The 19,485-nt window shown below is 72.0% G+C and carries 21 protein-coding genes and 1 riboswitch; of the genes, 10 read left to right on the forward strand and 11 right to left on the reverse strand.

Translation table 11 applies throughout. From position 1 onward, the window contains the following. Positions 1-122: 122 nt before the first annotated feature. Positions 123-1,367 carry an NAD(P)/FAD-dependent oxidoreductase gene (locus ACYUD3_RS17605; RefSeq protein WP_470970579.1) on the reverse strand — a complete coding sequence of 415 codons (1,245 nt, stop codon included), beginning with the start codon at positions 1,365-1,367 and terminating at the stop codon, positions 123-125. A 150-nt stretch (positions 1,368-1,517) separates the two neighbouring features. Further along, a riboswitch (TPP riboswitch) is annotated at positions 1,518-1,630 on the forward strand. On the opposite strand from ACYUD3_RS17605, the gene thiO reads away from it, so the two are divergent. The 5 genes from thiO (at position 1,628) to ACYUD3_RS17630 (ending at position 6,754) form a co-directional block, all read left to right on the forward strand. Further along, positions 1,628-2,791, forward strand: coding sequence for a glycine oxidase ThiO (gene thiO / locus ACYUD3_RS17610; protein WP_470970581.1), 1,164 nt, complete (start codon positions 1,628-1,630; stop codon positions 2,789-2,791). It overlaps the preceding riboswitch by 3 nt. Beyond that, the gene (gene thiS, locus ACYUD3_RS17615; RefSeq protein ID WP_470970584.1) at positions 2,788-2,988 is read left to right on the forward strand and encodes a sulfur carrier protein ThiS; all 201 of its coding nucleotides are present in this window, start codon (positions 2,788-2,790) and stop codon (positions 2,986-2,988) included. The genes thiO and thiS overlap by 4 nt, the downstream gene beginning before the upstream one ends. Positions 2,989-2,991: 3 nt before the next feature. Beyond that, the gene (locus ACYUD3_RS17620) at positions 2,992-3,786 is read left to right on the forward strand and encodes a thiazole synthase (protein ID WP_470970586.1); all 795 of its coding nucleotides are present in this window, start codon (positions 2,992-2,994) and stop codon (positions 3,784-3,786) included. Positions 3,787-3,906: 120 nt separating this feature from the next. Further along, a complete protein-coding gene (pknB, locus tag ACYUD3_RS17625; RefSeq protein ID WP_470970589.1) occupies positions 3,907-5,808 on the forward strand; it encodes a Stk1 family PASTA domain-containing Ser/Thr kinase in 1,902 nt (633 codons plus the stop codon). 70 nt (positions 5,809-5,878) lie between these two features. Further along, positions 5,879-6,754, forward strand: coding sequence for a deoxyribonuclease IV (locus ACYUD3_RS17630; protein WP_470970968.1), 876 nt, complete (start codon positions 5,879-5,881; stop codon positions 6,752-6,754). A 25-nt stretch (positions 6,755-6,779) separates the two neighbouring features. Here the strand turns inward: ACYUD3_RS17630 and ACYUD3_RS17635 are convergent, their stop codons facing one another. Beyond that, positions 6,780-7,394, reverse strand: coding sequence for a sulfite oxidase-like oxidoreductase (locus ACYUD3_RS17635; RefSeq protein WP_470970591.1), 615 nt, complete (start codon positions 7,392-7,394; stop codon positions 6,780-6,782). Between the two features lie 188 nt (positions 7,395-7,582). Between ACYUD3_RS17635 and bfr the strand changes: the two genes are divergently transcribed. After that, the gene (gene bfr, locus ACYUD3_RS17640; RefSeq protein ID WP_314222655.1) at positions 7,583-8,062 is read left to right on the forward strand and encodes a bacterioferritin; all 480 of its coding nucleotides are present in this window, start codon (positions 7,583-7,585) and stop codon (positions 8,060-8,062) included. Between the two features lie 18 nt (positions 8,063-8,080). Here bfr and ACYUD3_RS17645 read toward each other — a convergent pair whose 3' ends face one another. Continuing rightward, the gene (locus ACYUD3_RS17645; protein WP_470970594.1) at positions 8,081-8,350 is read right to left on the reverse strand and encodes a (2Fe-2S)-binding protein; all 270 of its coding nucleotides are present in this window, start codon (positions 8,348-8,350) and stop codon (positions 8,081-8,083) included. Positions 8,351-8,546: 196 nt separating this feature from the next. Further along, positions 8,547-9,902: a class II 3-deoxy-7-phosphoheptulonate synthase gene (locus ACYUD3_RS17650; protein WP_470970597.1), complete on the reverse strand. Its 1,356-nt coding sequence runs from the start codon at positions 9,900-9,902 to the stop codon at positions 8,547-8,549. Between the two features lie 108 nt (positions 9,903-10,010). Here ACYUD3_RS17650 and ACYUD3_RS17655 point away from each other — a divergent pair, with 108 nt between their 5' ends. Both ACYUD3_RS17655 and ACYUD3_RS17660 read left to right on the forward strand, forming a co-directional pair. Next, the gene (locus tag ACYUD3_RS17655) at positions 10,011-10,067 is read left to right on the forward strand and encodes a trp operon leader peptide (RefSeq protein WP_470970971.1); all 57 of its coding nucleotides are present in this window, start codon (positions 10,011-10,013) and stop codon (positions 10,065-10,067) included. Positions 10,068-10,160: 93 nt separating this feature from the next. Beyond that, positions 10,161-12,008 carry an anthranilate synthase family protein gene (locus ACYUD3_RS17660; RefSeq protein WP_470970599.1) on the forward strand — a complete coding sequence of 616 codons (1,848 nt, stop codon included), beginning with the start codon at positions 10,161-10,163 and terminating at the stop codon, positions 12,006-12,008. Here ACYUD3_RS17660 and ACYUD3_RS17665 read toward each other — a convergent pair whose 3' ends face one another. The 4 genes from ACYUD3_RS17665 to ACYUD3_RS17680 are packed head-to-tail and all read right to left on the reverse strand — an operon-like array spanning position 12,009 to position 15,666. After that, on the reverse strand, positions 12,009-13,037 hold the full coding sequence (locus tag ACYUD3_RS17665) for a 6-phosphofructokinase (protein WP_470970601.1): 1,029 nt from the start codon (positions 13,035-13,037) through the stop codon (positions 12,009-12,011). Positions 13,038-13,091: 54 nt separating this feature from the next. Continuing rightward, the gene (locus tag ACYUD3_RS17670) at positions 13,092-13,760 is read right to left on the reverse strand and encodes a response regulator (RefSeq protein ID WP_470970603.1); all 669 of its coding nucleotides are present in this window, start codon (positions 13,758-13,760) and stop codon (positions 13,092-13,094) included. Next, on the reverse strand, positions 13,757-14,905 hold the full coding sequence (gene macS / locus ACYUD3_RS17675) for a MacS family sensor histidine kinase (protein WP_470970605.1): 1,149 nt from the start codon (positions 14,903-14,905) through the stop codon (positions 13,757-13,759). Before macS ends, ACYUD3_RS17670 begins: the two co-directional genes overlap by 4 nt. 23 nt (positions 14,906-14,928) lie before the next feature. Next, complete coding sequence (locus tag ACYUD3_RS17680) at positions 14,929-15,666, reverse strand: lysophospholipid acyltransferase family protein (protein ID WP_470970974.1); 738 nt, start codon at positions 15,664-15,666, stop codon at positions 14,929-14,931. A 160-nt stretch (positions 15,667-15,826) separates the two neighbouring features. Between ACYUD3_RS17680 and ACYUD3_RS17685 the strand changes: the two genes are divergently transcribed. Together ACYUD3_RS17685 and ACYUD3_RS17690 are read left to right on the forward strand one after the other, a co-directional pair. After that, the gene (locus tag ACYUD3_RS17685) at positions 15,827-16,612 is read left to right on the forward strand and encodes an alpha/beta hydrolase (RefSeq protein WP_470970608.1); all 786 of its coding nucleotides are present in this window, start codon (positions 15,827-15,829) and stop codon (positions 16,610-16,612) included. After that, positions 16,605-17,192 (forward strand): hypothetical protein, encoded by a 588-nt coding sequence (locus ACYUD3_RS17690; RefSeq protein WP_470970610.1) that lies wholly within the window; start codon positions 16,605-16,607, stop codon positions 17,190-17,192. Before ACYUD3_RS17685 ends, ACYUD3_RS17690 begins: the two co-directional genes overlap by 8 nt. 10 nt (positions 17,193-17,202) lie before the next feature. Here the strand turns inward: ACYUD3_RS17690 and ACYUD3_RS17695 are convergent, their stop codons facing one another. From ACYUD3_RS17695 to ACYUD3_RS17705, 3 genes are all read right to left on the reverse strand, one after another. Next, the gene (locus ACYUD3_RS17695) at positions 17,203-17,904 is read right to left on the reverse strand and encodes an endonuclease/exonuclease/phosphatase family protein (RefSeq protein WP_470970612.1); all 702 of its coding nucleotides are present in this window, start codon (positions 17,902-17,904) and stop codon (positions 17,203-17,205) included. Positions 17,905-17,959: 55 nt separating this feature from the next. Continuing rightward, a complete protein-coding gene (locus tag ACYUD3_RS17700) occupies positions 17,960-18,913 on the reverse strand; it encodes an ROK family glucokinase (protein ID WP_470970614.1) in 954 nt (317 codons plus the stop codon). A 66-nt stretch (positions 18,914-18,979) separates the two neighbouring features. After that, positions 18,980-19,435, reverse strand: a complete 456-nt coding sequence (locus ACYUD3_RS17705; RefSeq protein ID WP_470970616.1) for a DUF5304 family protein — start codon at positions 19,433-19,435, stop codon at positions 18,980-18,982. Positions 19,436-19,485: the final 50 nt, after the last annotated feature.

Below are 19,485 nucleotides of genomic sequence, written 5' to 3' on the forward strand. Positions count from 1 at the left end.
GACTGACACTCGGAAGCCGGGACCACCCGGACCGGTCCCTGACCGACCCCTGATCCGACCCTGAGAACGGGACGCCGAGCCCCCGGAAAACCCCCCGCAAGCCCCCGCCCCGCGACTGCCCCCTACCCCGCCGTAGCCCCCTTCAGCGGCCTCCCCGCGTCCTCCAGCAGCCCCGCGTCCATCACCGCCCCCGCCTCGATCAGCCGCCGTCCCTGGGCCAGGTCCCGGGGCCGGCCGACCGCCAGCAGGGCCACCAGGCGCCCCTCCAGCAGCCAGCACACCGACCAGGCCGATCCTGAGGGGTCGCCGCGCCAGACGGTGGTGTCCGCGTGCGCGTGGTGCCCGGCGTACTGGACGAACCGGCCGAACTGCTCGGACCAGAAGTACGGGACCGGGTCGTAGACCACCGGGGGTTCGCCGGTGGCGGCGCCGACGATGTTCGCGGCGACCGTGCGCGGCCCCTGGAGGGCGTTGTCCCAGTGGTGGACCAGGAGGCGTTCGGCGTAGCGGGCCGACGGGAAGGACGCGCAGTCGCCGACCGCGTACACGTCGGCCGCCGACGTCCGCAGGCAGGCGTCCGTCACGACGTCCCCCTGGTGCCCCAGTTCGATCCCGGAGCCCGTCAGCCAGGACGTCGCCGGACGGGCGCCGATGCCGACGACGACCGCGCCGGCGGGGAGCCGGGTGCCGTCCGCGAGGACGACCTCCCCGGGGTCGACGCGCTCCACGCGCGCGTGGGTGCGCAGTTCGACGCCGTTGTCGGCGTACCAGGCGGTCATGCGGCCGGCGACGTCGGCGGGCAGGGCGCCCGCCAGGGGGCGGTCGGCGGCCTCGACGACCGTCACCGCGCAGCCCGCCTCCCGCGCGGCGGTCGCGAACTCGGCGCCGATCCAGCCGGCGCCGACGACGACGATGTCGTGCTGGGCGGCGAGGACGGGCCGCAGGCGTTCGGCGTCGTCCAGGGTGCGCAGCAGGTGCACTCCGGGGACGCCCTCGGTGCCCGGCAGCAGCAAGGGCCGCGCGCCGGTCGCGAGCACCAGGACGTCGTACGCCTCCGGGCCCGCGTCGGTGTCCAGGACGTGGTCCCCGGGGCGTACCGCCAGGGCCTCGCGGCCGAGTGCCAGGTCGATGCCGAGGGACTCGAAGTCGATGTCGAAGGCGGAGCCCTCGGACTTGCCGAGCAGGACGGCCTTGGAGAGCGGGGGCCGGTCGTAGGGCTGGTGGGGTTCGGCGCCGATGACGGTGACGGTTCCCGTGAACCCTTGTTCGCGCAGGGCGACGGCGGTCTGCACGCCGGCCATCCCCGCCCCGACGACGACCACGCGCCGCCCTTGGCCCGCCCCTGATCCCGGTGTCTGCTCGCTCACTCGATCACCATAGACACGTGACGCTCGGTCAGTCAGGGGCACCGGGCCGTGACCTGCTCCACAGCGCGCCTTCAGGGCGGCCCGGCAAAGGCGCCTGGCAGAGGCTCTCTTACGGCGGACGGGTGCGGCGGGCTAGGGTGGCCGTCAACGTAAAGCAACCGCGGGAGCCCGGACGCACCGGGCTGAGAGGGAGGCTGGGCGGCCTCCGACCGTACGAACCTGATCCGGGTCATGCCGGCGAAGGGAGGGGCTGGACGCCCATGCCTGCGCGTACGTCAGACGTCCTCGTCGTGGGGGGCGGGATCATCGGGCTGGTGACCGCTTGGCGGGCTGCCCAACGGGGGCTCAGAACGGCCCTGTTGGATCCCGTGCCCGGCGGCGGGGCCGCACAGGTGGCCGCCGGGATGCTGGCCGCCGTCACCGAACTGCATCACGGGGAACAGACCCTGTTGGGGCTGAACCTGGCCTCCGCGCGGCGCTATCCGGCGTTCGCGGCGGAGCTGGGGGAGCTGACCGGGCACGACCTCGGCTACCGGCGCTGCGGCACCCTCGCGGTCGCCCTGGACGCCGACGACCGCGCGCACCTGCGCGAACTGCACGCCCTGCACCGGCAGTCGGGGCTGTCCTCGGAGTGGCTGTCGGGGCGGGAGTGCCGGCGTCTGGAGCCGATGCTGGCGCCCGGGGTGCGCGGCGGGCTGCGGGTGGACGGCGACCACCAGATCGACCCGCGCAAGCTGGCCGCCGCCCTGGTCGTGGCCTGCGAGCGGACCGGGGTGGTCCTGCACCGGGAGCGGGCGGCGCGCCTGGAGGTCGCCGGGGCGCGGGCCACCGGCGTGCACACCGACAGCGGCGCCTTCCTCGGCGCGGGCCAGACCGTGCTGGCCGCCGGCAGTCTCAGCGGGCACCTGGAAGGGGTCCCAGAGGCCGTACGGCCGCCTGTGCGGCCCGTGAAGGGCCAGGTGCTGCGGCTGGCCGTCCCGGGCCCTTACGCGCCGTTCCTGAGCCGCACGGTCCGGGCGGTCGTGCGCGGCAGCCATGTGTACCTCGTGCCGCGCGCCGACGGGGAGCTCGTCGTCGGCGCGACCAGCGAGGAGCAGGGCTTCGACACGACGGTCACGGCGGGCGGCGTGTACGAGCTGCTGCGCGACGCGCACGAGCTGGTGCCCGGGATCACCGAGCTGCCGCTGACGGAGACCCGCGCGGGACTTCGCCCCGGCTCCCCCGACAACGCGCCCCTCCTCGGCCCGTCCGGTCTGGACGGGCTCCTCCTGGCCACCGGCCACCACCGCAACGGCGTCCTGCTGACGCCCGTCACCGGCGACGCCCTCGCGCACGCGCTGACCACCGGCGAACTGCCCGAAGAGGCCCGCCCCTTCACCCCCCGGCGCTTCGGCGCCGCCGTACTCGTGGAGCCGCACGCATGAACATCTCGGTCAACGGCGAGCGGCGCGAGTTCGCCGCAGGGACGGCGCTCGACGGCGTCGTGCGCACCCTGACGGCCGCCCCTTCCGGGGTCGCCGCCGCCCTCAACGAGACCGTCGTCCCGCGCGCGCGTTGGTCCGCGACCGCGCTGGCGGAAGGCGACCGCGTCGAGATCCTCACCGCCGTCCAGGGAGGCTGAACCATGGCTGACGATCCGTTTCTGCTCGCCGGTACGACGTTCTCCTCCCGGCTGATCATGGGCACCGGGGGCGCGCCCAGCCTCGACGTCCTGGAGCGGGCCCTGGTCGCCTCGGGGACCGAGCTGACCACGGTCGCCATGCGGCGGGTGAAGCCCGAGACCCAGGGGTCGGTGCTGTCGGTCCTGGACCGGCTGGGCATCAAGGTGCTGCCCAACACGGCCGGCTGCTTCACCGCCGGGGAGGCCGTGCTGACCGCGCGGCTGGCGCGCGAGGCCCTGGGGACGTCGGTGATCAAGCTGGAGGTGATCGCCGACGAACGGACCCTCCTGCCGGACGCGGTCGAACTCCTGGAGGCGGCGGAGATCCTGGTGGACGACGGCTTCACCGTGCTGCCGTTCACCAACGACGACCCGGTCCTGGCCCGCCGTCTGGAGGACGCCGGCTGCGCCGCGATCATGCCCCTGGGGTCGCCGATCGGCTCCGGCCTCGGCATCAGGAACCCGCACAACTTCCAGCTGATCGTTGAACGATCCAACGTGCCGGTGATCCTGGACGCCGGCGCGGGCACCGCCTCCGATGTCGCCCTGGCGATGGAGCTGGGCTGCGCCGGTGTGATGCTCGCCTCGGCGGTGACCCGGGCGCACGACCCGGAGCGGATGGCGTCCGCCATGCGCGCGGGCGTGGAGGCGGGCCGCCTGGCACGGCTGGCGGGCCGGATGCCACGCCGGTACTACGCGGAGGCGTCCTCCCCGACGGAAGGGATGGCGGAGCTGGACCCGGAGCGCCCGGCCTTCTGAGCCGGACCGCCGCCGCGAGAAGACTCCCCGGCCCCCTCCCCGTCACCGGCGCGTCACAGCCACCCCTCAGTCTTCTGACCAGGCCTCGTGGTGTCAGTGGGGCCTCGTAGACTCGGCGGTGTGGATACGACCCTTCAGGACCCTCTCGTCGGGCAGGTGCTCGACGGGCGTTATCGCGTCGACGCACGGATCGCGGTCGGCGGGATGGCCACGGTCTACCGGGCCGTGGACATGCGTCTTGACCGGGTGCTCGCCGTCAAGGTGATGCACCCGGCGCTCGCCGCCGACGGCAACTTCGTCGAGCGGTTCATCCGCGAGGCCAAGTCCGTCGCGCGGCTCGCGCACCCCAATGTGGTGCAGGTCTTCGACCAGGGGGCCGACGGCCCGTACGTCTATCTGGCGATGGAGTACGTCGCCGGCTGCACCCTGCGGGACGTGCTGCGCGACCGGGGCGCCCTCCAGCCCCGGGCCGCGCTCGACATCCTCGAACCCGTCCTGGCCGCGCTCGGCGCCGCGCACCGCGCGGGGTTCGTGCACCGCGACATGAAGCCGGAGAACGTCCTGATAGGGGACGACGGCCGGGTCAAGGTCGCCGACTTCGGACTGGTCCGCTCCGTCGACTCCGCCACCCAGGACAGCGGCGCCGTCCTCGGCACCGTCGCCTACCTGGCCCCGGAGCAGATCGAGCAGCAGGGCGCCGACGCGCGCGTGGACGTGTACGCGTGCGGCGTCCTGCTGTACGAGATGCTCACCGGCCGCCAGCCGCACGAGGGCGAGTCCCCGGCGATCGTCCTGTACAAGCACCTCCACGAGGACGTGCCCCCGCCCTCGGCGGCTGTCCCGGGCCTCGCGTACGAGCTGGACGAACTGGTCGCGTCGGCGACCGCGCGCACCCCTGATGTGCGCCCCCACGACGCCGTGGCCCTCCTCGGGCAGACCCGCACCGCCCGCGCGGCGCTCAGCGAGGCGCAGCTCGACGCGGTGCCGCCGCAGTCCCGCGCGGCGGACCACGACCACGCGGGCGACCGTACGAGTGTCATCCCCCGGTCGCTGACCGTGCCGCGCCTGCTGCCGGTGAACGACGACGACCACCACACCGCCCGCTTCGAGGCGCCCCCGCGCCGGTCCGCGGCCCGGCGGCGGCGCGGGCTGTTCGGCGCCGTCCTCGGCGTGCTGCTGCTCCTCGGCGCCGGTACGGGCATCTGGTACATCAACTCCGGCCAGTTCACGACGGTCCCGACGGTGCTGGCGCAGACCGAGGCGACGGCCAAGGAGCGGCTGAAGGACGCCGGGCTCGCCGTGAAGTCGGTGGACCACGCGTACAGCGACACGGTGAAGCGGGGCACGGTCATCGCCACCGACCCCGAGCCCGGCAAGCGCATCCGCAAGAACGACTCGGTGACCCTGACCGTCTCCGACGGCCCCCAGACCGTCCAGGTCCCCGACGTCACCGGCCGCACGCTGGCCCAGGCCAAACAGCAGCTCACCGCCGCCGGCCTCTCCCCCGGCGCCGTGACCTCCGAGTTCAGCACCCTCGTCGGCAAGGGCATGGTGATCCGTACGGCGCCGGAGGCGGGCAGCGAGCGGCACGCGGACTCCGCCGTCGCGCTGGTCGTCAGCAAGGGCAGCCCCATCGAGGTCCCCGACGTCACCGGCCAGGACCTCGACGCCGCGACGCAGCAGCTCCAGGACGCCGGGCTGAAGGTCACCGTCTCCGCCGAGCAGGTCAACTCCGCGTTCGACAAGGGCCAGGTCGCCGCCCAGTCCGTCGAGGCCGGCACGCAGGCCGCCGAGGGCGACACCGTCACCCTGACCCTCTCCAAGGGCCCCGAACAGGTCGAGGTCCCCAACGTGGTCGGCGCGAACGTCGACGACGCCAAGTCCCTCCTGGAGCAGTCCGGCTTCAAGGTCAAGGAGGACCGCGGCCTGCTGGGCCTCTTCGGCGACACGGTCAAGAGCCAGTCGGTGAAGGCCGGGGACAGCGCGCCCAAGGGGTCGACGATCACGATCACCATCCGGTGAGCGGCACCCTCCGGTACGGGACCGTCCGCCGAGGGACCGGTGTCCGGCCCCCCTCCCCCGGCATGACACCCTGAACAGCGTGAACCTCCCCTCCCGTAACCCCGTAGGCGGTCATGTCCCCGTGGCCGGCGGGCTGCACTCCGTCGGTCTTTCGTACGCCGACGAGCTGGCCGCCGAGACCGTGCAGGTCTTCGTCGCGAACCCGCGCGGATGGGCCACGCCGGCCGGGAACCCGGCCCAGGACGAGGCGTTCCGGGCCGCGTGCGCCGAGCGGGGCATCCCCGCCTACGTCCACGCGCCCTACCTGATCAACTTCGGCTCGCACACCGAGGCGACCGTGGAGAAGTCGGTGGAGTCGCTGCGGCACTCGCTGCGCCGGGCGCGGGACATCGGGGCGCTCGGGGTCGTCGTCCACACCGGCAGCGCGACCGGCGGCCGGGAGCGGAAGGTGGCGCTGGAGCAGGTGCGCACGCACATGCTGCCGCTGCTGGAGGAGCTGACGCACGACGACGACCCGTTCCTGCTGCTGGAGTCGACGGCCGGGCAGGGCTCCTCGCTGTGCTCGCGGACCTGGGACTTCGGGCCGTACTTCGAGGCGCTGGACGCCCATCCGAAGCTCGGGGTCTGTCTCGACACGTGCCACATCTTCGCCGCCGGGCACGACCTCACCGGCCCCGACGGGATGCACCAGACCCTCGATCTGCTGGTCGGGACGGTCGGTGAGGGGCGGCTGAAACTGATCCATGCCAACGACTCCAAGGACGTCGTCGGCGCGCACAAGGACCGGCACGAGAACATCGGCACCGGTCACATCGGCGAGGACCCCTTCCGGCTGCTGATGACCCACCCCGCCACCGAGGGCGTACCGCTGATCATCGAGACCCCGGGCGGGAAGGAAGGGCACGCGGGGGACGTGGCCCGGCTGAAGAAGCTGCGGGACGGCTGACTTTTCAGAAAAGCCCCCCACACAACTACAGCTCCGGCCCCTCCCCCACCCCCTCCTGGTACGAATACCGCTGCTCCTTCCACGGGTCGCCCACATTGTGGTAGCCCCGCTCCTCCCAGAACCCCCGCCGGTCCGCCGTCATGTACTCGATGCCCCGGACCCACTTCGGGCCCTTCCACGCGTACAGGTGGGGAACGATCAGCCGGAGCGGGAACCCGTGTTCGGCGGTCAGGAGTTCGCCGTCCTTGTGGGTGGCGAAAAGTGTGCGGTCGGAGGTGAAGTCGGCCAGCCGGATGTTCGCGCTGTAGCCGTACTCCGCCCAGATCATGACGTGGGTGACCGGTCCGGCCGGCGGCGCCAGGTCCAGCAGGACCGACGACGGTACGCCGCCCCACTCCGCGCCGAGCATGCTGAATTTGGTCACGCAGTGGAGGTCGGCGACGACGCTCGCGTACGGCAGCGCCGTGAACTCCTCGTGGGTCCAGCTGTGTTTCTCCCCGTCGGCGGTGGCGCCGAAGACGCGGAAGTCCCAGCGGTCGGGGCGGAACTTGGGGACGGGTCCGTAATGCGTGACCGGCCAGCCCCGCTGGAGCCGCTGCCCCGGCGGCAGCCCGGACCCCTCTGCTGATTCCCGCTCCACCCGCCCATCCTGACAGACCGGGAAGGGTGCACCCGAATCGACCACCACGACTTCTGCCAATTCCGGCAAATTCCGCTAAGTGTGCACTTACTTACTAAGCCCGCACTTACTGGACGATCTTCCACACCGGTGCAATCATGCCGCCGCAGGACCTCCCCCCCCATATCCGTACGGAAGGAGCCTTGACGATGCAGGGCGACCCGGAAGTCATCGAATTCCTCAACGAGCAGCTCACGGGTGAGCTGACCGCCATCAACCAGTACTTTCTGCACGCGAAGATGCAGGAGAACTTCGGCTGGACGAAGCTCGCGAAGTACACCCGGCACGAGTCGTTCGACGAGATGAAGCACGCGGAAGTGCTCACCGACCGGATTCTTTTCCTGGACGGGCTGCCGAACTATCAGCGGCTGTTCCATGTCCGGGTCGGGCAGACCGTGAAGGAGATGTTCGAGGCGGACCGGCAGGTCGAGGTCGAGGCGATCGACCGGCTGAAGCGGGGCATCAAGGTGATGCGCGAGAAGGGCGACATCACGTCCGCGAACATCTTCGAGTCGATCCTGGAGGACGAGGAGCACCACATCGACTACCTCGACACCCAGCTGGAACTGGTCGAGAAGCTCGGTGAGGCCCTTTACCTCGCGCAGCTCATCGAGCAGCCGGAAAGCTGATTGTCGGACCAGGCCGGTCTAAGCCGCTTCCTCAAGCGACTCAAGAGATTCAAGCGGCTCAAGCGGCTCAAGCGGCTCAAGAGCCGACAGCACCGCCCGCCCCTCCTCCGCCATCTCCCGCCGCGGACAGGCCCCCCGCCCCAGCAGCGCCTGGATCCGGCGCACACAGGACCCGCAGTCCGTCCCCGCCTTGCAGGCGGAGGCGATCTGGCGGGGAGTGCAGGCACCGTCCGCAGCATGCTGCTTGACCTGCGCCTCGGTCACCCCGAAGCAGCTGCACACATACACGCGGACACACCTCCCGACGGGATCGTTAGCTGAAGCCGTCCCGCAGAATCGGTGAGGCTAACCTAACCTTACCCGTCGGCCAGGTGGCGCAAAAGGGCGAAGGGGCGCGGATCGTGTGATCCGCGCCCCAACCGCGCCCCAACCGCGCTCAAGCCAACCGGTCAAGCCGAGCCCCGCTCGGCAAGACCCGCAAGATCTACTGGTCCCGGTACATCTCCGCCACCAGGAACGCCAGGTCGAGCGACTGGCTCCGGTTCAGCCGAGGGTCACAGGCGGTCTCGTACCGCTGGTGCAGATCGTCGACGAAGATCTCGTCCCCGCCGCCCACACACTCGGTGACATCGTCACCGGTCAGCTCGACGTGGATGCCGCCGGGGTGCGTGCCGAGCCCCTTGTGGACCTCGAAGAAGCCCTTCACCTCGTCCAGGACGTCGTCGAAGCGGCGCGTCTTGTGGCCGGAGGCCGCCTCGAAGGTGTTGCCGTGCATCGGGTCGGTCACCCACGCCACGACGGCACCGGACGCGGTCACCTTCTCGACCAGCTCCGGCAGCTTGTCGCGGACCTTGTCGGCGCCCATGCGGACGATGAACGTCAGCCGGCCCGGCTCGCGGTCGGGGTCGAGCCGCTCGACGTACTGGAGCGCCTCTTCCGCCGTCGTCGTCGGACCGAGCTTGATGCCGATCGGGTTGCGGATCTTCGAGGCGAACTCGATGTGCGCGTGGTCCAGTTGGCGGGTGCGCTCGCCGATCCACACCATGTGCCCGGAGACGTCGTACAGCCGGCCCGTGCGGGAGTCGACGCGGGTGAGCGCGGACTCGTAGTCCAGGAGCAGCGCCTCGTGCGAGGCGTAGAACTCGACCGTCTTGAACTCCTCCGGGTCGGTCCCGCAGGCCCGCATGAAGTTCAGGGCGTTGTCGATCTCGCGCGCCAGCTGCTCGTAACGCTGGCCGGACGGGGAGGACTTGACGAAGTCCTGGTTCCAGGCGTGCACCTGGCGCAGGTCCGCGTACCCGCCGGTGGTGAAGGCGCGCACCAGGTTCAGCGTCGAGGCGGACGCGTTGTACATCCGCTTGAGGCGCTCGGGGTCCGGGACGCGGGACGCCTCGGTGAAGTCGAAGCCGTTGACCGAGTCGCCCCGGTACGTCGGCAGGGTCACGCCGTCGCGGGTCTCGGTCGGCTTCGAGCGGGGCTTGGAGTACTGCCCGGCGATCCGGCCGACCTTCACGACCGGCACCGACGCCGCGTAGGTGAGGACGGCGCCCATCTGGAGCAGCGTCTTCAGCTTGGCGCGGATCTGCTCGGCGCCCACGGCGTCGAACGCCTCGGCGCAGTCGCCGCCCTGGAGGAGGAACGCCTCCCCCTTGGCGACGGCCGCCAGCCGGCTGCGCAGTTGGTCGCACTCGCCGGCGAAGACGAGCGGCGGATACGACTCAAGCTCCGCGACAACCTTGCGCAGCGCCTCGGCGTCGGGGTACTCGGGCTGCTGCGCCGCGGGCAGGTCTCGCCAGCTCGCCTGGGCGGCGACGGCTTGGGAATCAGCGTTCACGGTCACGGGTCCCACAGTACGGGGTCGGGTCGAGTGATTATCGCGCGGCTCGAAAAGTGAGACGGGCGCTCAGATGTGCACCGGGCCGACTGGCCATGGGGTAGGGTGCGGCCCATGTACGCGCACTCGAACCAGAACTGGTGGTGGACCGCTCCCCCGGCGGCCCGCTGATGCGCGCGTAACCCACAGGCCGCCCCGAGAGGCGGCCTTCTTGTTTGTCCCCAGGGGCCCGTCTCTCCTCCCAGAGTCAGGAAACGGGACCCCATGGACCTCCGAGCCCTCCTCACCGACCCCCGCCCCTTCGCCCTGCTGCGCCGCCGCACACCCGGCCACGACGAGCGGACGGTGGAACTCCTCATCGGCAGGACCGAGGAGTACGACCGCCTCGCCGACCTCCCCGACCAGGGCCTCGCCCTCGTCCCCTTCCGCCAGATCCGCGAACGCGGCTTCGACGTCCGCGACGACGGCACCCCGCTGACGGTCCTGCACCCCGAGGAGACCCACACCCTCCCCCTCGACGCGGCCATGGACCAGCTCCCCGCCCACGAGGTCAAGGTCGAGAACGGCGGGTTCGACGTCGACGACGAGGAGTACGCCGGGATCGTCGCCCGCGTCCTGCGCGACGAGATCGGCGGCGGCGAGGGCGCCGACTTCGTGATCCGGCGGACGTACGAGGGGGAGATCCCGGGGTTCGGCCGCGCCGACGCCCTCGCGCTGTTCCGCCGGCTCCTCGAAGGCGAGCGCGGCGCGTACTGGACGTTCGTCGTGCACACCGGAGACCGCACCCTGGTCGGCGCGAGCCCCGAGGTGCATGTGCGGATGTCCGGCGGGACGGTCGTCATGAACCCGATCAGCGGGACGTACCGCTACCCGGCCGGGGGGCCGACGCCTGAGCATCTGCTGGAGTTCCTCGCCGACGGCAAGGAGATCGAGGAGCTGTCGATGGTCGTCGACGAGGAGCTGAAGATGATGTGCACGGTCGGGGACATGGGCGGGGTGGTGATCGGCCCCCGGCTGAAGGAGATGGCCCATCTCGCGCACACCGAGTACGAGTTGCGCGGCAGGTCGTCCCTGGACGTGCGGGACGTGCTGCGCGAGACCATGTTCGCCGCGACCGTCACCGGCTCCCCCGTCCAGAACGCGTGCCGGGTCATCGAGCGGCACGAGTCCGGCGGGCGCGGCTACTACGCGGGCGCGCTGGCGCTGCTCGGCCGGGACGCGGGCGGCGCGCAGACCCTGGACTCCCCGATCCTGATCCGCACGGCCGACATCAGCGCGGCGGGCCGGCTGCGGGTGGGCGTCGGCGCGACCCTCGTCCGCGGCTCGGACCCGGCGGGCGAGGTCGCGGAGACCCACGCGAAGGCGGCGGGCGTCCTGGCCGCGCTGGGGGTACGGCCGGCTCGGCCGCGTACGCGGCTCCAGGGCCCCCGGCTCGCGGACGACCCCCGGGTGCGGGCGGCGCTGGACGGGCGCCGGGCGTCCTTGGCGCCGTTCTGGCTGCGGATGCAGGAGCCGGCCGAGCGGCTGAGCGGGCACGCGCTGGTCGTCGACGGGGAGGACACGTTCACCGCGATGCTGGCGCACGTCCTGCGGACGAGCGGGCTGGAGGTGACCGTACGCCGGTACGACGAGCCGGAGTTGCGGGCTGCGGCGGTCGCCCATGCCGGGCCGGTCGTCCTGGGCCCGGGGCCGGGCAACCCCTCCGAGCTGGGTGACCCCAAGATGCGGTTCCTGCGTTCCCTCACCGCCGAGCTGCTGCGGGAGCACCGGTCCGGGGTCCTCGGGGTGTGCCTGGGGCACGAGTTGATCGCGGCGGAGCTGGGGCTGGCGATCGTACGGAAGGAAGTGCCTTGTCAGGGGGCGCAGGTGGGGATCGACTTCTTCGGGCGGGAGGAGGTCGTCGGGTTCTACAACAGTTTCGTGGCGCGCTGCGATGACGTCGCGGCGGAGGGGCTGCCTGGGGTCGAGGTGAGCCGGGCCGCCAACGGGGAGGTGCATGCGCTGAGGGGGGCCGGGTTCGCGGGGGTGCAGTTCCATCCCGAGTCGATCCTGTCGCTCAACGGGGCGGAGATCGTACGGGAGTTGATCGGCGGGCTGATCCCCGTCGGCTGATCAGCCGAAGAACACCCCCGCCTCCTCGTACAGCGCCGCGTCCACCGTCTTCAGCCGTTCCGTCGCCGCCGCGAGCGGTACCCGGACGATGTCCGTGCCGCGCAGGGCGACCATCACGCCGTGGTCGCCCTCGTGGACCGCGTCGACGGCGTGCAGGCCGAAGCGGGTGGCGAGCCAGCGGTCGAAGGCGCTGGGGGTGCCGCCGCGCTGGACGTGGCCGAGGACGGTCGTACGGGCCTCCTTGCCGGTCCGTTTCTCGATCTGTTTGGCCAGCCATTCGCCGACGCCGGAGAGGCGGACGTGGCCGAAGGAGTCGAGCGACTCGTCCTTGAGGACCAGTTCGCCCTCTTTCGGGCGGGCGCCTTCCGCGACCACCACGATGGGGGCGTAGGAGGCGCGGAAGCGGGAGGTGACCCAGGCGCAGACCTGGTCGACGTCGAAGGGGCGCTCGGGGATGAGGATGGCGTTGGCGCCGCCGGCGAGCCCGGAGTGCAGGGCGATCCAGCCGGCGTGCCGGCCCATGACCTCGACGACGAGGACGCGCATATGGGACTCGGCGGTGGTGTGGAGGCGGTCGATGGCCTCGGTGGCGATCTCGACGGCGGTGTTGAAGCCGAAGGTGTAGTCGGTCGCAAAGAGGTCGTTGTCGATGGTCTTGGGGACGCCGACGCAAGGGATGCCCTCCTCGGCAAAGAGCCGCGCGGCCACGCCCAGGGTGTCCTCGCCGCCGATGACGATCAGCGCGTCGGTGCCGTCCTCGGCGAGCGTCTCCTTGATCCGGTCGACGCCGCCGGGCTCCTGGTAGGGGTTGGTGCGCGAGGAGCCGAGGATGGTGCCGCCGCGCGGGAGGATGCCGCGTACGTCGGGGATGGCGAGCGGCGCCGAGACGCCTTCCATGGGTCCGCGCCAGCCGTCGCGGTAGCCGGTGAAGCGGTGGCCGTAGCTCTGGACGCCTTTGCGGACGGCCGCGCGGATGACGGCGTTGAGGCCGGGGCAGTCCCCGCCTCCGGTCAGTACTCCGACGCGCATGACGGGGTCCCTTCGCCGCGGGGAAACTGACGGAGTGTCAGTCTCGCGCGCCGCTCACTCCTCGTCGAGCCCCCGCTCGATCGCGTACCGGACCAGCTCGACCCGGTTGTGCAGCTGGAGTTTGCCGAGGGTGTTCTGCACGTGGTTCTGGACCGTGCGGTGCGATATGACGAGGCGTTCGGCTATCTGCTTGTAGCTGAGGCCCTTGGCGACCAGGCGCAGCACCTCGGTCTCGCGGTCGGTGAGCCGGGGCGCGTCGGCGCCGCCGGGGCCGCCGCCGGTCGCGGGCCCGGGGTCGGCGGCGAGCCGCCGGTACTCCCCGAGGACGAGCCCGGCGAGCCCCGGCGTGAACACGGGGTCCCCGGCGGCCGTCCGCCGCACGGCGTCCAGCAGCTCTTCCGTGGACGCCGACTTGAGCAGATACCCGGTCGCCCCGGACTTCACGGCCTCCAGCACATCGGCGTGCTCCCCGCTCGCGGACAGCACCAGCACCCGCAGCGCGGGGTTCGCGGCGACGACCCCCTTGCAGACCTGGACGCCGGGCTTGGCGGGGAGGTTGAGGTCGAGGACGAGGACGTCGGGCCCGGCGGCCCTGGCGCGGCGCACCGCCTGTTCGCCGTCGCCGGCGGTGGCGACGACGTCGAAGCCGTGCTCGGCGAGGTCGCGGGCGACCGCGTCGCGCCACATGGGGTGGTCGTCGACCACCATGACCTTGATGCTCATCCCTCAGCCCCCTGCTTGGGTACGGTCAGTTCCACTTCGGTGCCCTGTCCGGGCGTCGAGATCAGCTCGGCGCGTCCGCCGAGGTCGCGCAGCCGGCCCCGGATCGACTGGGCGACCCCGAGCCGCCCCTCCCCCTCGGCCTGCGCGAGCCGCCCTTCGGGGATGCCGGGCCCGTCGTCGCGGACGGTGACGATCACCTCGTCCGGCTCGTCCTCGACGAGGATCCAGGCCCGCGCGTCCCGGCCGGCGTGCCTGCGGACGTTGTCCAGGGCGGCGCCGACGGCGGAGGCGAGTTCGCGGGCGGCGGCGGGGGGAAGCTCGACCGGGGCGCCGGGGTCGGCGAGGCTGACGCGGGCGCCGGCGTAGGGGGCGAGGAGGGGGCGCAGGTCGAGGGTGCCGCCCGTCTCTTCAAGGGGCGCGAGTCCGCCGGAGACCAGGGTGCGCAGCGCGATCTCCTGTTCCCCGGCGAGCCGGCCCAGCTCGGCCGCCTCACCGCCGATGACGGCGCCCCGGCGCTGCACCATGGCGAGGACCTGGAGGACGCTGTCGTGGATGTCCCGGGCGAGCCGCTCGCGTTCGCGGGTGGCGGCCTCGATCTCCAGGGCGCGGGCGAGGGTGCGCTCGGAGGCGCGGGCGACCTCGACGACGTAGCCGATGGCGATGGAGGCGACCCAGACGAGGATCACGTTGTGGACGGTGTCGCGGGCCGGGGCGCCGCGCTCGGCCAGGTTGGCGACGGCGACCGGGGTGGAGGCGAACGCGGCCCAGCGCCAGCCGCCCTTGATGGCGAAGGCGAGGACGGCTCCGGCGGTCCAGATCGACGGCAGGGTGGCGCCGCCGTCCGCGACGTGGGCGCCGCCGGCGGCGAGGGGGGTGAGGAGGATGCCGCCGAGCGCGATCGTCAGGTCGGCGGTGAGGAACCGTTTCGTGCAGGCGGCGGCGTTCGCGACCCGGGGGAGGGTGGCGAGGGTCCAGACCGCCAGCACGGGGAAGTAGAGGCAGGCGACGAGGGGGCGGTCGAAGCGGTCGTAGGTCGCGAGGAACAGGCCGACCGCGTAGAGCATGGTCAGGACGCGGTATCCGGCGAGCGCGCGCCACAGGGGCTGCTCGACGGACATGCGTATGACGGGTTTGCCTGCTGACATTTCCCCACCCCTCAGGGAGACCGTCACGCCTCCTCTTCGGACTTCCCCTTCTCGGCCTGGGCCTTCTTCAGCCGGTCCTTCTCCGCCTTGGCGGCGTCGGCGAGCTGGCGCTTGGCGGCCGTCGCGTAGATGTCGACGTACTCCTGGCCGGAGAGCTTCATGATCTCGTACATGACCTCGTCGGTCATGGCGCGCAGGATGAACCGGTCGTGGTCCATGCCCTCGTAGCGGCTGAAGTCGAGGGGCTTGCCGATGCGGATGCCGGGGCGCATGACCTTCGGGAGGACCTTGCCGGGCGGCTGGATCTTCTCGGTGTCGATCATCGCGACGGGGAGGACGGGGGCGCCGGTGGCGAGGGCCACGCGGGCGAGGCCGCCGGGCTTGCCGCGGTAGAGGCGGCCGTCGGGCGAGCGGGTGCCTTCGGGGTAGATCCCGAACAGCTCGCCGCGCTCCAGGACTTCGATGCCGCTCTTGATCGCGGCCTCACCGGCGCCGCGCGCGCCGGAGCGGTCGACGGGGAGCTGGCCGACGCCCTTGAAGAAGGCGGCCGTCAGCCTGCCCTTGACCCCGGGGGTGGTGAAGTACTCGGCCTTCGCGATGAACGTGACCTTGCGGTCGAGGACAGCGGGCAGGAAGAACGAGTCGGAGAAGGAGAGGTGATTGCTCGCCAGGATCGCGGGGCCCTCGGCGGGGACGTTCTCCAGGCCCTCCACCCAGGGTCTGAAGGTGACCTTCAGCGGTCCCCCGATAGCGACCTTCATCGCGCCGTACAACAACCGAGTGCCTCCTGTATGTGTCGGACAGACCTTAACCCGGAGCGCGCCGGAAGCGGCCGACGGGCCTGGTCGGTGTCAGTGCGGTCGCGTACCGTGAACCACACACCCCTCCCACGCGTCCACAGACGAAGACAGGAGACCGAAGGTGCCGGTCCTTCCTGGAGCCGAGCCGTTCCGCCATGAGGGCGGGCCGGTCGGTGTCCTGTTCTGCCACGGCTTCACCGGTTCCCCGCAGTCGCTGCGCCCTTGGGCCGAGCGGTTCGCGGCGGCCGGGCTCTCCGTGTCCCTCCCGCTGCTGCCCGGCCACGGCACGCGCTGGGAGGACATGCAGCTGACGGGCTGGCCGGACTGGTACGCGGAGGTCGACCGCGCGCTGCGGGAGCTGTCCGACCGGTGTGACCAGGTGTTCGTCGCGGGCCTTTCGATGGGCGGCGCGCTGGCGCTGCGGCTGGCCGCGAAGCACGGCCCGGCGGTGTCGGGCGTGATCGTCGTCAACCCGGCGAACAAGATCCATGGCCTTGCGGCGTACGCCCTTCCGGTGGCGCGGCACTTCCTGCGGTCGACGCCGGGGATCGCCGGTGACACCGCGAAGGAGGGCGTCCGGGAGGTGGGGTACGACCGGGTGCCGGTGCGGGCGGCGCACTCGTTCCGTGAGGGGCTGCGCCGGCTGGACGGCGAGCTGCCCCGGATCACCCAGCCGCTGCTGCTGATGCGCAGTTCGGTGGACCATGTGGTCCCTTCCGCGGATTCCGCGCGGATCTTGAGCCGGGTGTCGTCGTTGGACGTACGCGAGATCGTGTTGGAACAGAGCTATCACGTGGCGACGTTGGACCATGACGCGGACCGGATCGCCGAGGAGAGCCTGGCGTTCGTCGGCCGGATCGCAGACGGCAGGGGTGTCGCTGAGGAAGGGACGACGGCAGGTGGCTGAGCACGACTCCGACCGCGACGGCGGTATCGAGCCGGAGGAGCAGCATGTGCCCTTCGACGAGGAGGCCGCGTGGGCGGCGATCGTCGCGGGGTACGGCGAGGAGCCCAAGGACCCGCCGGGCGCCAAGCCGTTCAAGTCCGTGGAGGATCTGGCGCTGCTGGAGGCGCGGACCAACGAGGACGAGCCGCGGCAGAAGGAAAAAGAGAAGGAGCGCGAGCAGCCGGAGGAGGTCAAGCCGGCGCTCGGGGGTTCCGTGTCCTTCGCGCCGGGGGTCGGCCCCCGGGACTACTCCCCCGCCGAGCCCGCCGAGAGCGACTTCGACGAGGACGACGAGGGGCATTTCGTCCCGCCCGAGCCGCCGCCGCTGCCGGAGGCGGACACCACGGCGAAGTTCGCGTGGCTGGGGGTGGCCGGCGGACCGGTCCTCCTCCTGCTGGCGGTGCTGCTCGGCTGGGACATGACCTGGTGGCTCGCGACCCTCGGGATCGGCGGGTTCCTCGGGGGGTTCGTGACGCTGGTGGTGCGGATGAAGACGGACGACGAGGACGAGGGGGACCCCGGCAGAGGGGCGGTCGTATAAAAGCGGTCGGCTAAGTCGCTTGCCCCGCAGGGACGTTGAGGGTGGCCAGGACCGGAAGGTGGTCCGAGGCCGCCCTCAGGTCGTTGATGGGGATGCCCTGGGGGAGCGCGCAGTCGACGACCTCGATGCCCTTGGTCGCGAAGATCGCGTCGATACGGCGGTCCGGGCGCACCGCCGGGAACGTCGTGCCGCCGGGCCCGGTCCAGGTGTCCTGGAGGGTCGCGGTGAGCCGGGTGAACACCGGGCCGCCCGGGGGTTCGTTGAGGTCGGCGCCCACGATCGCGTGGTCCGCGCCGAGCGCCGCGAGCCGGTCGAGGAGGAGCCCTGTCTGGTCGTGGCGCTCGGCGCGGTCCAGGGAGAGGTGGGTGCTGACGACGCCGAGGCGGGCGGCGCCGATGCGGACGACGGCGGTCGCGAGGCCGCGCCGGTGCAGGCCCGGGGTGAGCGGGAGGAGGACGTCCTCGGTCCGCTCGGGCGCCGTCCGCAGGGTGCAGAGGATCGCCGGGCCCGCCGCCGCTGCGCCGCCGGTGAGGACGACCAGGTCCGCCGCCCGCGCCAGCCGCGCGAGTTTCTTGCGCCAGCGGAAGAAGCGGGGGGCTTCCTGGAGGAGGACCAGGTCGGGGGCGCAGGCCCTGATGACGCGGGCGAGGGCCGCGGGGTCGTCCTTCAGGGAGCGGATGTTGTAGCTGAGGGCTTTGATCAGCTGCGGCATGGGGACAATTTACGCCCGCCCGCGCCGCCGGACATCCGCTCCCCGCGCGGGTGGATCACATGACCGGGTCGGGCTCCCGCGCCAGGTCCGCCGCCCCCACCAGGCCCGCCTCGTTGCCCAGCTGCGCCGCCAGGACGTCCGCCACCGGGCGCCAGTTCCCGCCGACCAGCCAGCGCTTGTAGGACTTGCGGATCGGGTCGAGGACCAGTTCGCCCTCGTCGGAGAGGCCGCCGCCGACGATGAACGCCGACGGGTCGAACAGCGACGCGAGGTCGGCCAGGCCCGCGCCGACCCAGCGGGCCAGTTCGCGGTAGGAGTCGACGGCCACGGCGTCACCCTGCCGGGCGGCCATGGAGATGTGCTTGCCCTCGATGCCGTCGGGGGTGCCGTCGCCGAGGCCCAGCAGGAACTCCGCGTTCTCGGGGGCCGCGTTCGCGCGCTGCTTGGCGTACCGCACCAGGGCGCGGCCGGAGGCGTACTGCTCCCAGCAGCCCTGTGAGCCGCAGCCGCACAGCAGCCCGTCCGGGACCATGCGGATGTGGCCGAACTCGGCCGCCACCCCGAAGTGCCCCCGGCGCAGCTTGTTGCCGATGATGATGCCGCCGCCGAGGCCGGTGCCCAGGGTGATGCAGATGACGTTGCGGTGGCCCTTGCCCGCGCCGAAGCGGTACTCGCCCCAGGCCGCGGCGTTGGCGTCGTTCTCGACGACCACGGGGAGGCCGGTGCGCTGCTCGACCTTCTCCTTCAGCGGCTCGTAGCGCCAGTGGATGTTCGGCGCGAAGTAGACCTCGGAGCGCTGGCGGTTGACGTAACCGGCGGCGCCGATGCCGACACCGACGATCTCGTGTCCGGCGCGCGCACCCTCCACGGCCGACGCGATGGCGTCCACGATCGCGTCCGGCGTACCCGGAGTCGGCACCTTGTGCGTCGAGAGGATGTTGCCGTCCTCGTCGACCACCCCGGCCGCGATCTTCGTACCGCCGATGTCGACGCCGATGGTGAGTCCCATGAATCCCTCAGTTCCGGTCGAGCCCCGCTATGGGCAACCGTACCGGAGGGGGGCCTCTGTCCAGCCTCAGTCCACGTCGATCCGCTGGCCGGGCCCGCTCTCGTCGCCCTTGTCGGGGCCCGCCGCCCAGCGCTGCTCCTGTTTCTGGACCGCCGAGCGGTAGGCGGCGAGGAGTTCCCCGCCGGCCGCGGCGAGGTGGTCGAAGACGTCGGGGTTGCGTTCGATGACGGGTTCGACGGCGGCCCTGGCCTGCTGGACGACCTGCCGGACGACCTCCTGCGCGGCGGGCCCGGCGACCGCGCCGAGCAGCGGCGACTGGAGTCCGGAGAGCTTGTCGCCGAGGGCGTCGACGAGTTTGCGCAGTTCCTCGGCGGCGGAGCCGGGGGGTGGTCCGTAGGTGCCCCGGCGGCGGGCCTTCTCGGCGGCCAGGTCCTCGGCGCAGGCGGTCGCCCAGGCGTCGGCGTCCGTGGCGCGCGGCGCCTCCTGGGCCGTCTCCGGCCGTCCGGTCTCGTCGCTGCTCATGACGTCTCCTGCCTGCATACGGCTCGTCCCTTACGACGTTACCCGAACGG

This window comes from Streptomyces sp. AMJ-169 (assembly GCF_055597585.1).

What these genes read in the sequence shown, in the direction of transcription:
- thiO (WP_470970581.1), top strand. Translation starts at nt 1,628, where the DNA reads ATGCCTGCGCGTACGTCAGACGTCCTCGTCGTGGGGGGCGGGATCATC.
- thiS (WP_470970584.1), top strand. Translation starts at nt 2,788, where the DNA reads ATGAACATCTCGGTCAACGGCGAGCGGCGCGAGTTCGCCGCAGGGACG.
- ACYUD3_RS17620 (WP_470970586.1), top strand. Translation starts at nt 2,992, where the DNA reads ATGGCTGACGATCCGTTTCTGCTCGCCGGTACGACGTTCTCCTCCCGG.
- bfr (WP_314222655.1), top strand. Translation starts at nt 7,583, where the DNA reads ATGCAGGGCGACCCGGAAGTCATCGAATTCCTCAACGAGCAGCTCACG.
- ACYUD3_RS17660 (WP_470970599.1), top strand. Translation starts at nt 10,161, where the DNA reads ATGGACCTCCGAGCCCTCCTCACCGACCCCCGCCCCTTCGCCCTGCTG.
- ACYUD3_RS17665 (WP_470970601.1), bottom strand. Translation starts at nt 13,037, where the DNA reads ATGCGCGTCGGAGTACTGACCGGAGGCGGGGACTGCCCCGGCCTCAAC.
- ACYUD3_RS17670 (WP_470970603.1), bottom strand. Translation starts at nt 13,760, where the DNA reads ATGAGCATCAAGGTCATGGTGGTCGACGACCACCCCATGTGGCGCGAC.
- macS (WP_470970605.1), bottom strand. Translation starts at nt 14,905, where the DNA reads ATGTCAGCAGGCAAACCCGTCATACGCATGTCCGTCGAGCAGCCCCTG.
- ACYUD3_RS17680 (WP_470970974.1), bottom strand. Translation starts at nt 15,666, where the DNA reads ATGAAGGTCGCTATCGGGGGACCGCTGAAGGTCACCTTCAGACCCTGG.
- ACYUD3_RS17695 (WP_470970612.1), bottom strand. Translation starts at nt 17,904, where the DNA reads ATGCCGCAGCTGATCAAAGCCCTCAGCTACAACATCCGCTCCCTGAAG.
- ACYUD3_RS17700 (WP_470970614.1), bottom strand. Translation starts at nt 18,913, where the DNA reads ATGGGACTCACCATCGGCGTCGACATCGGCGGTACGAAGATCGCGGCC.
- ACYUD3_RS17705 (WP_470970616.1), bottom strand. Translation starts at nt 19,435, where the DNA reads ATGAGCAGCGACGAGACCGGACGGCCGGAGACGGCCCAGGAGGCGCCG.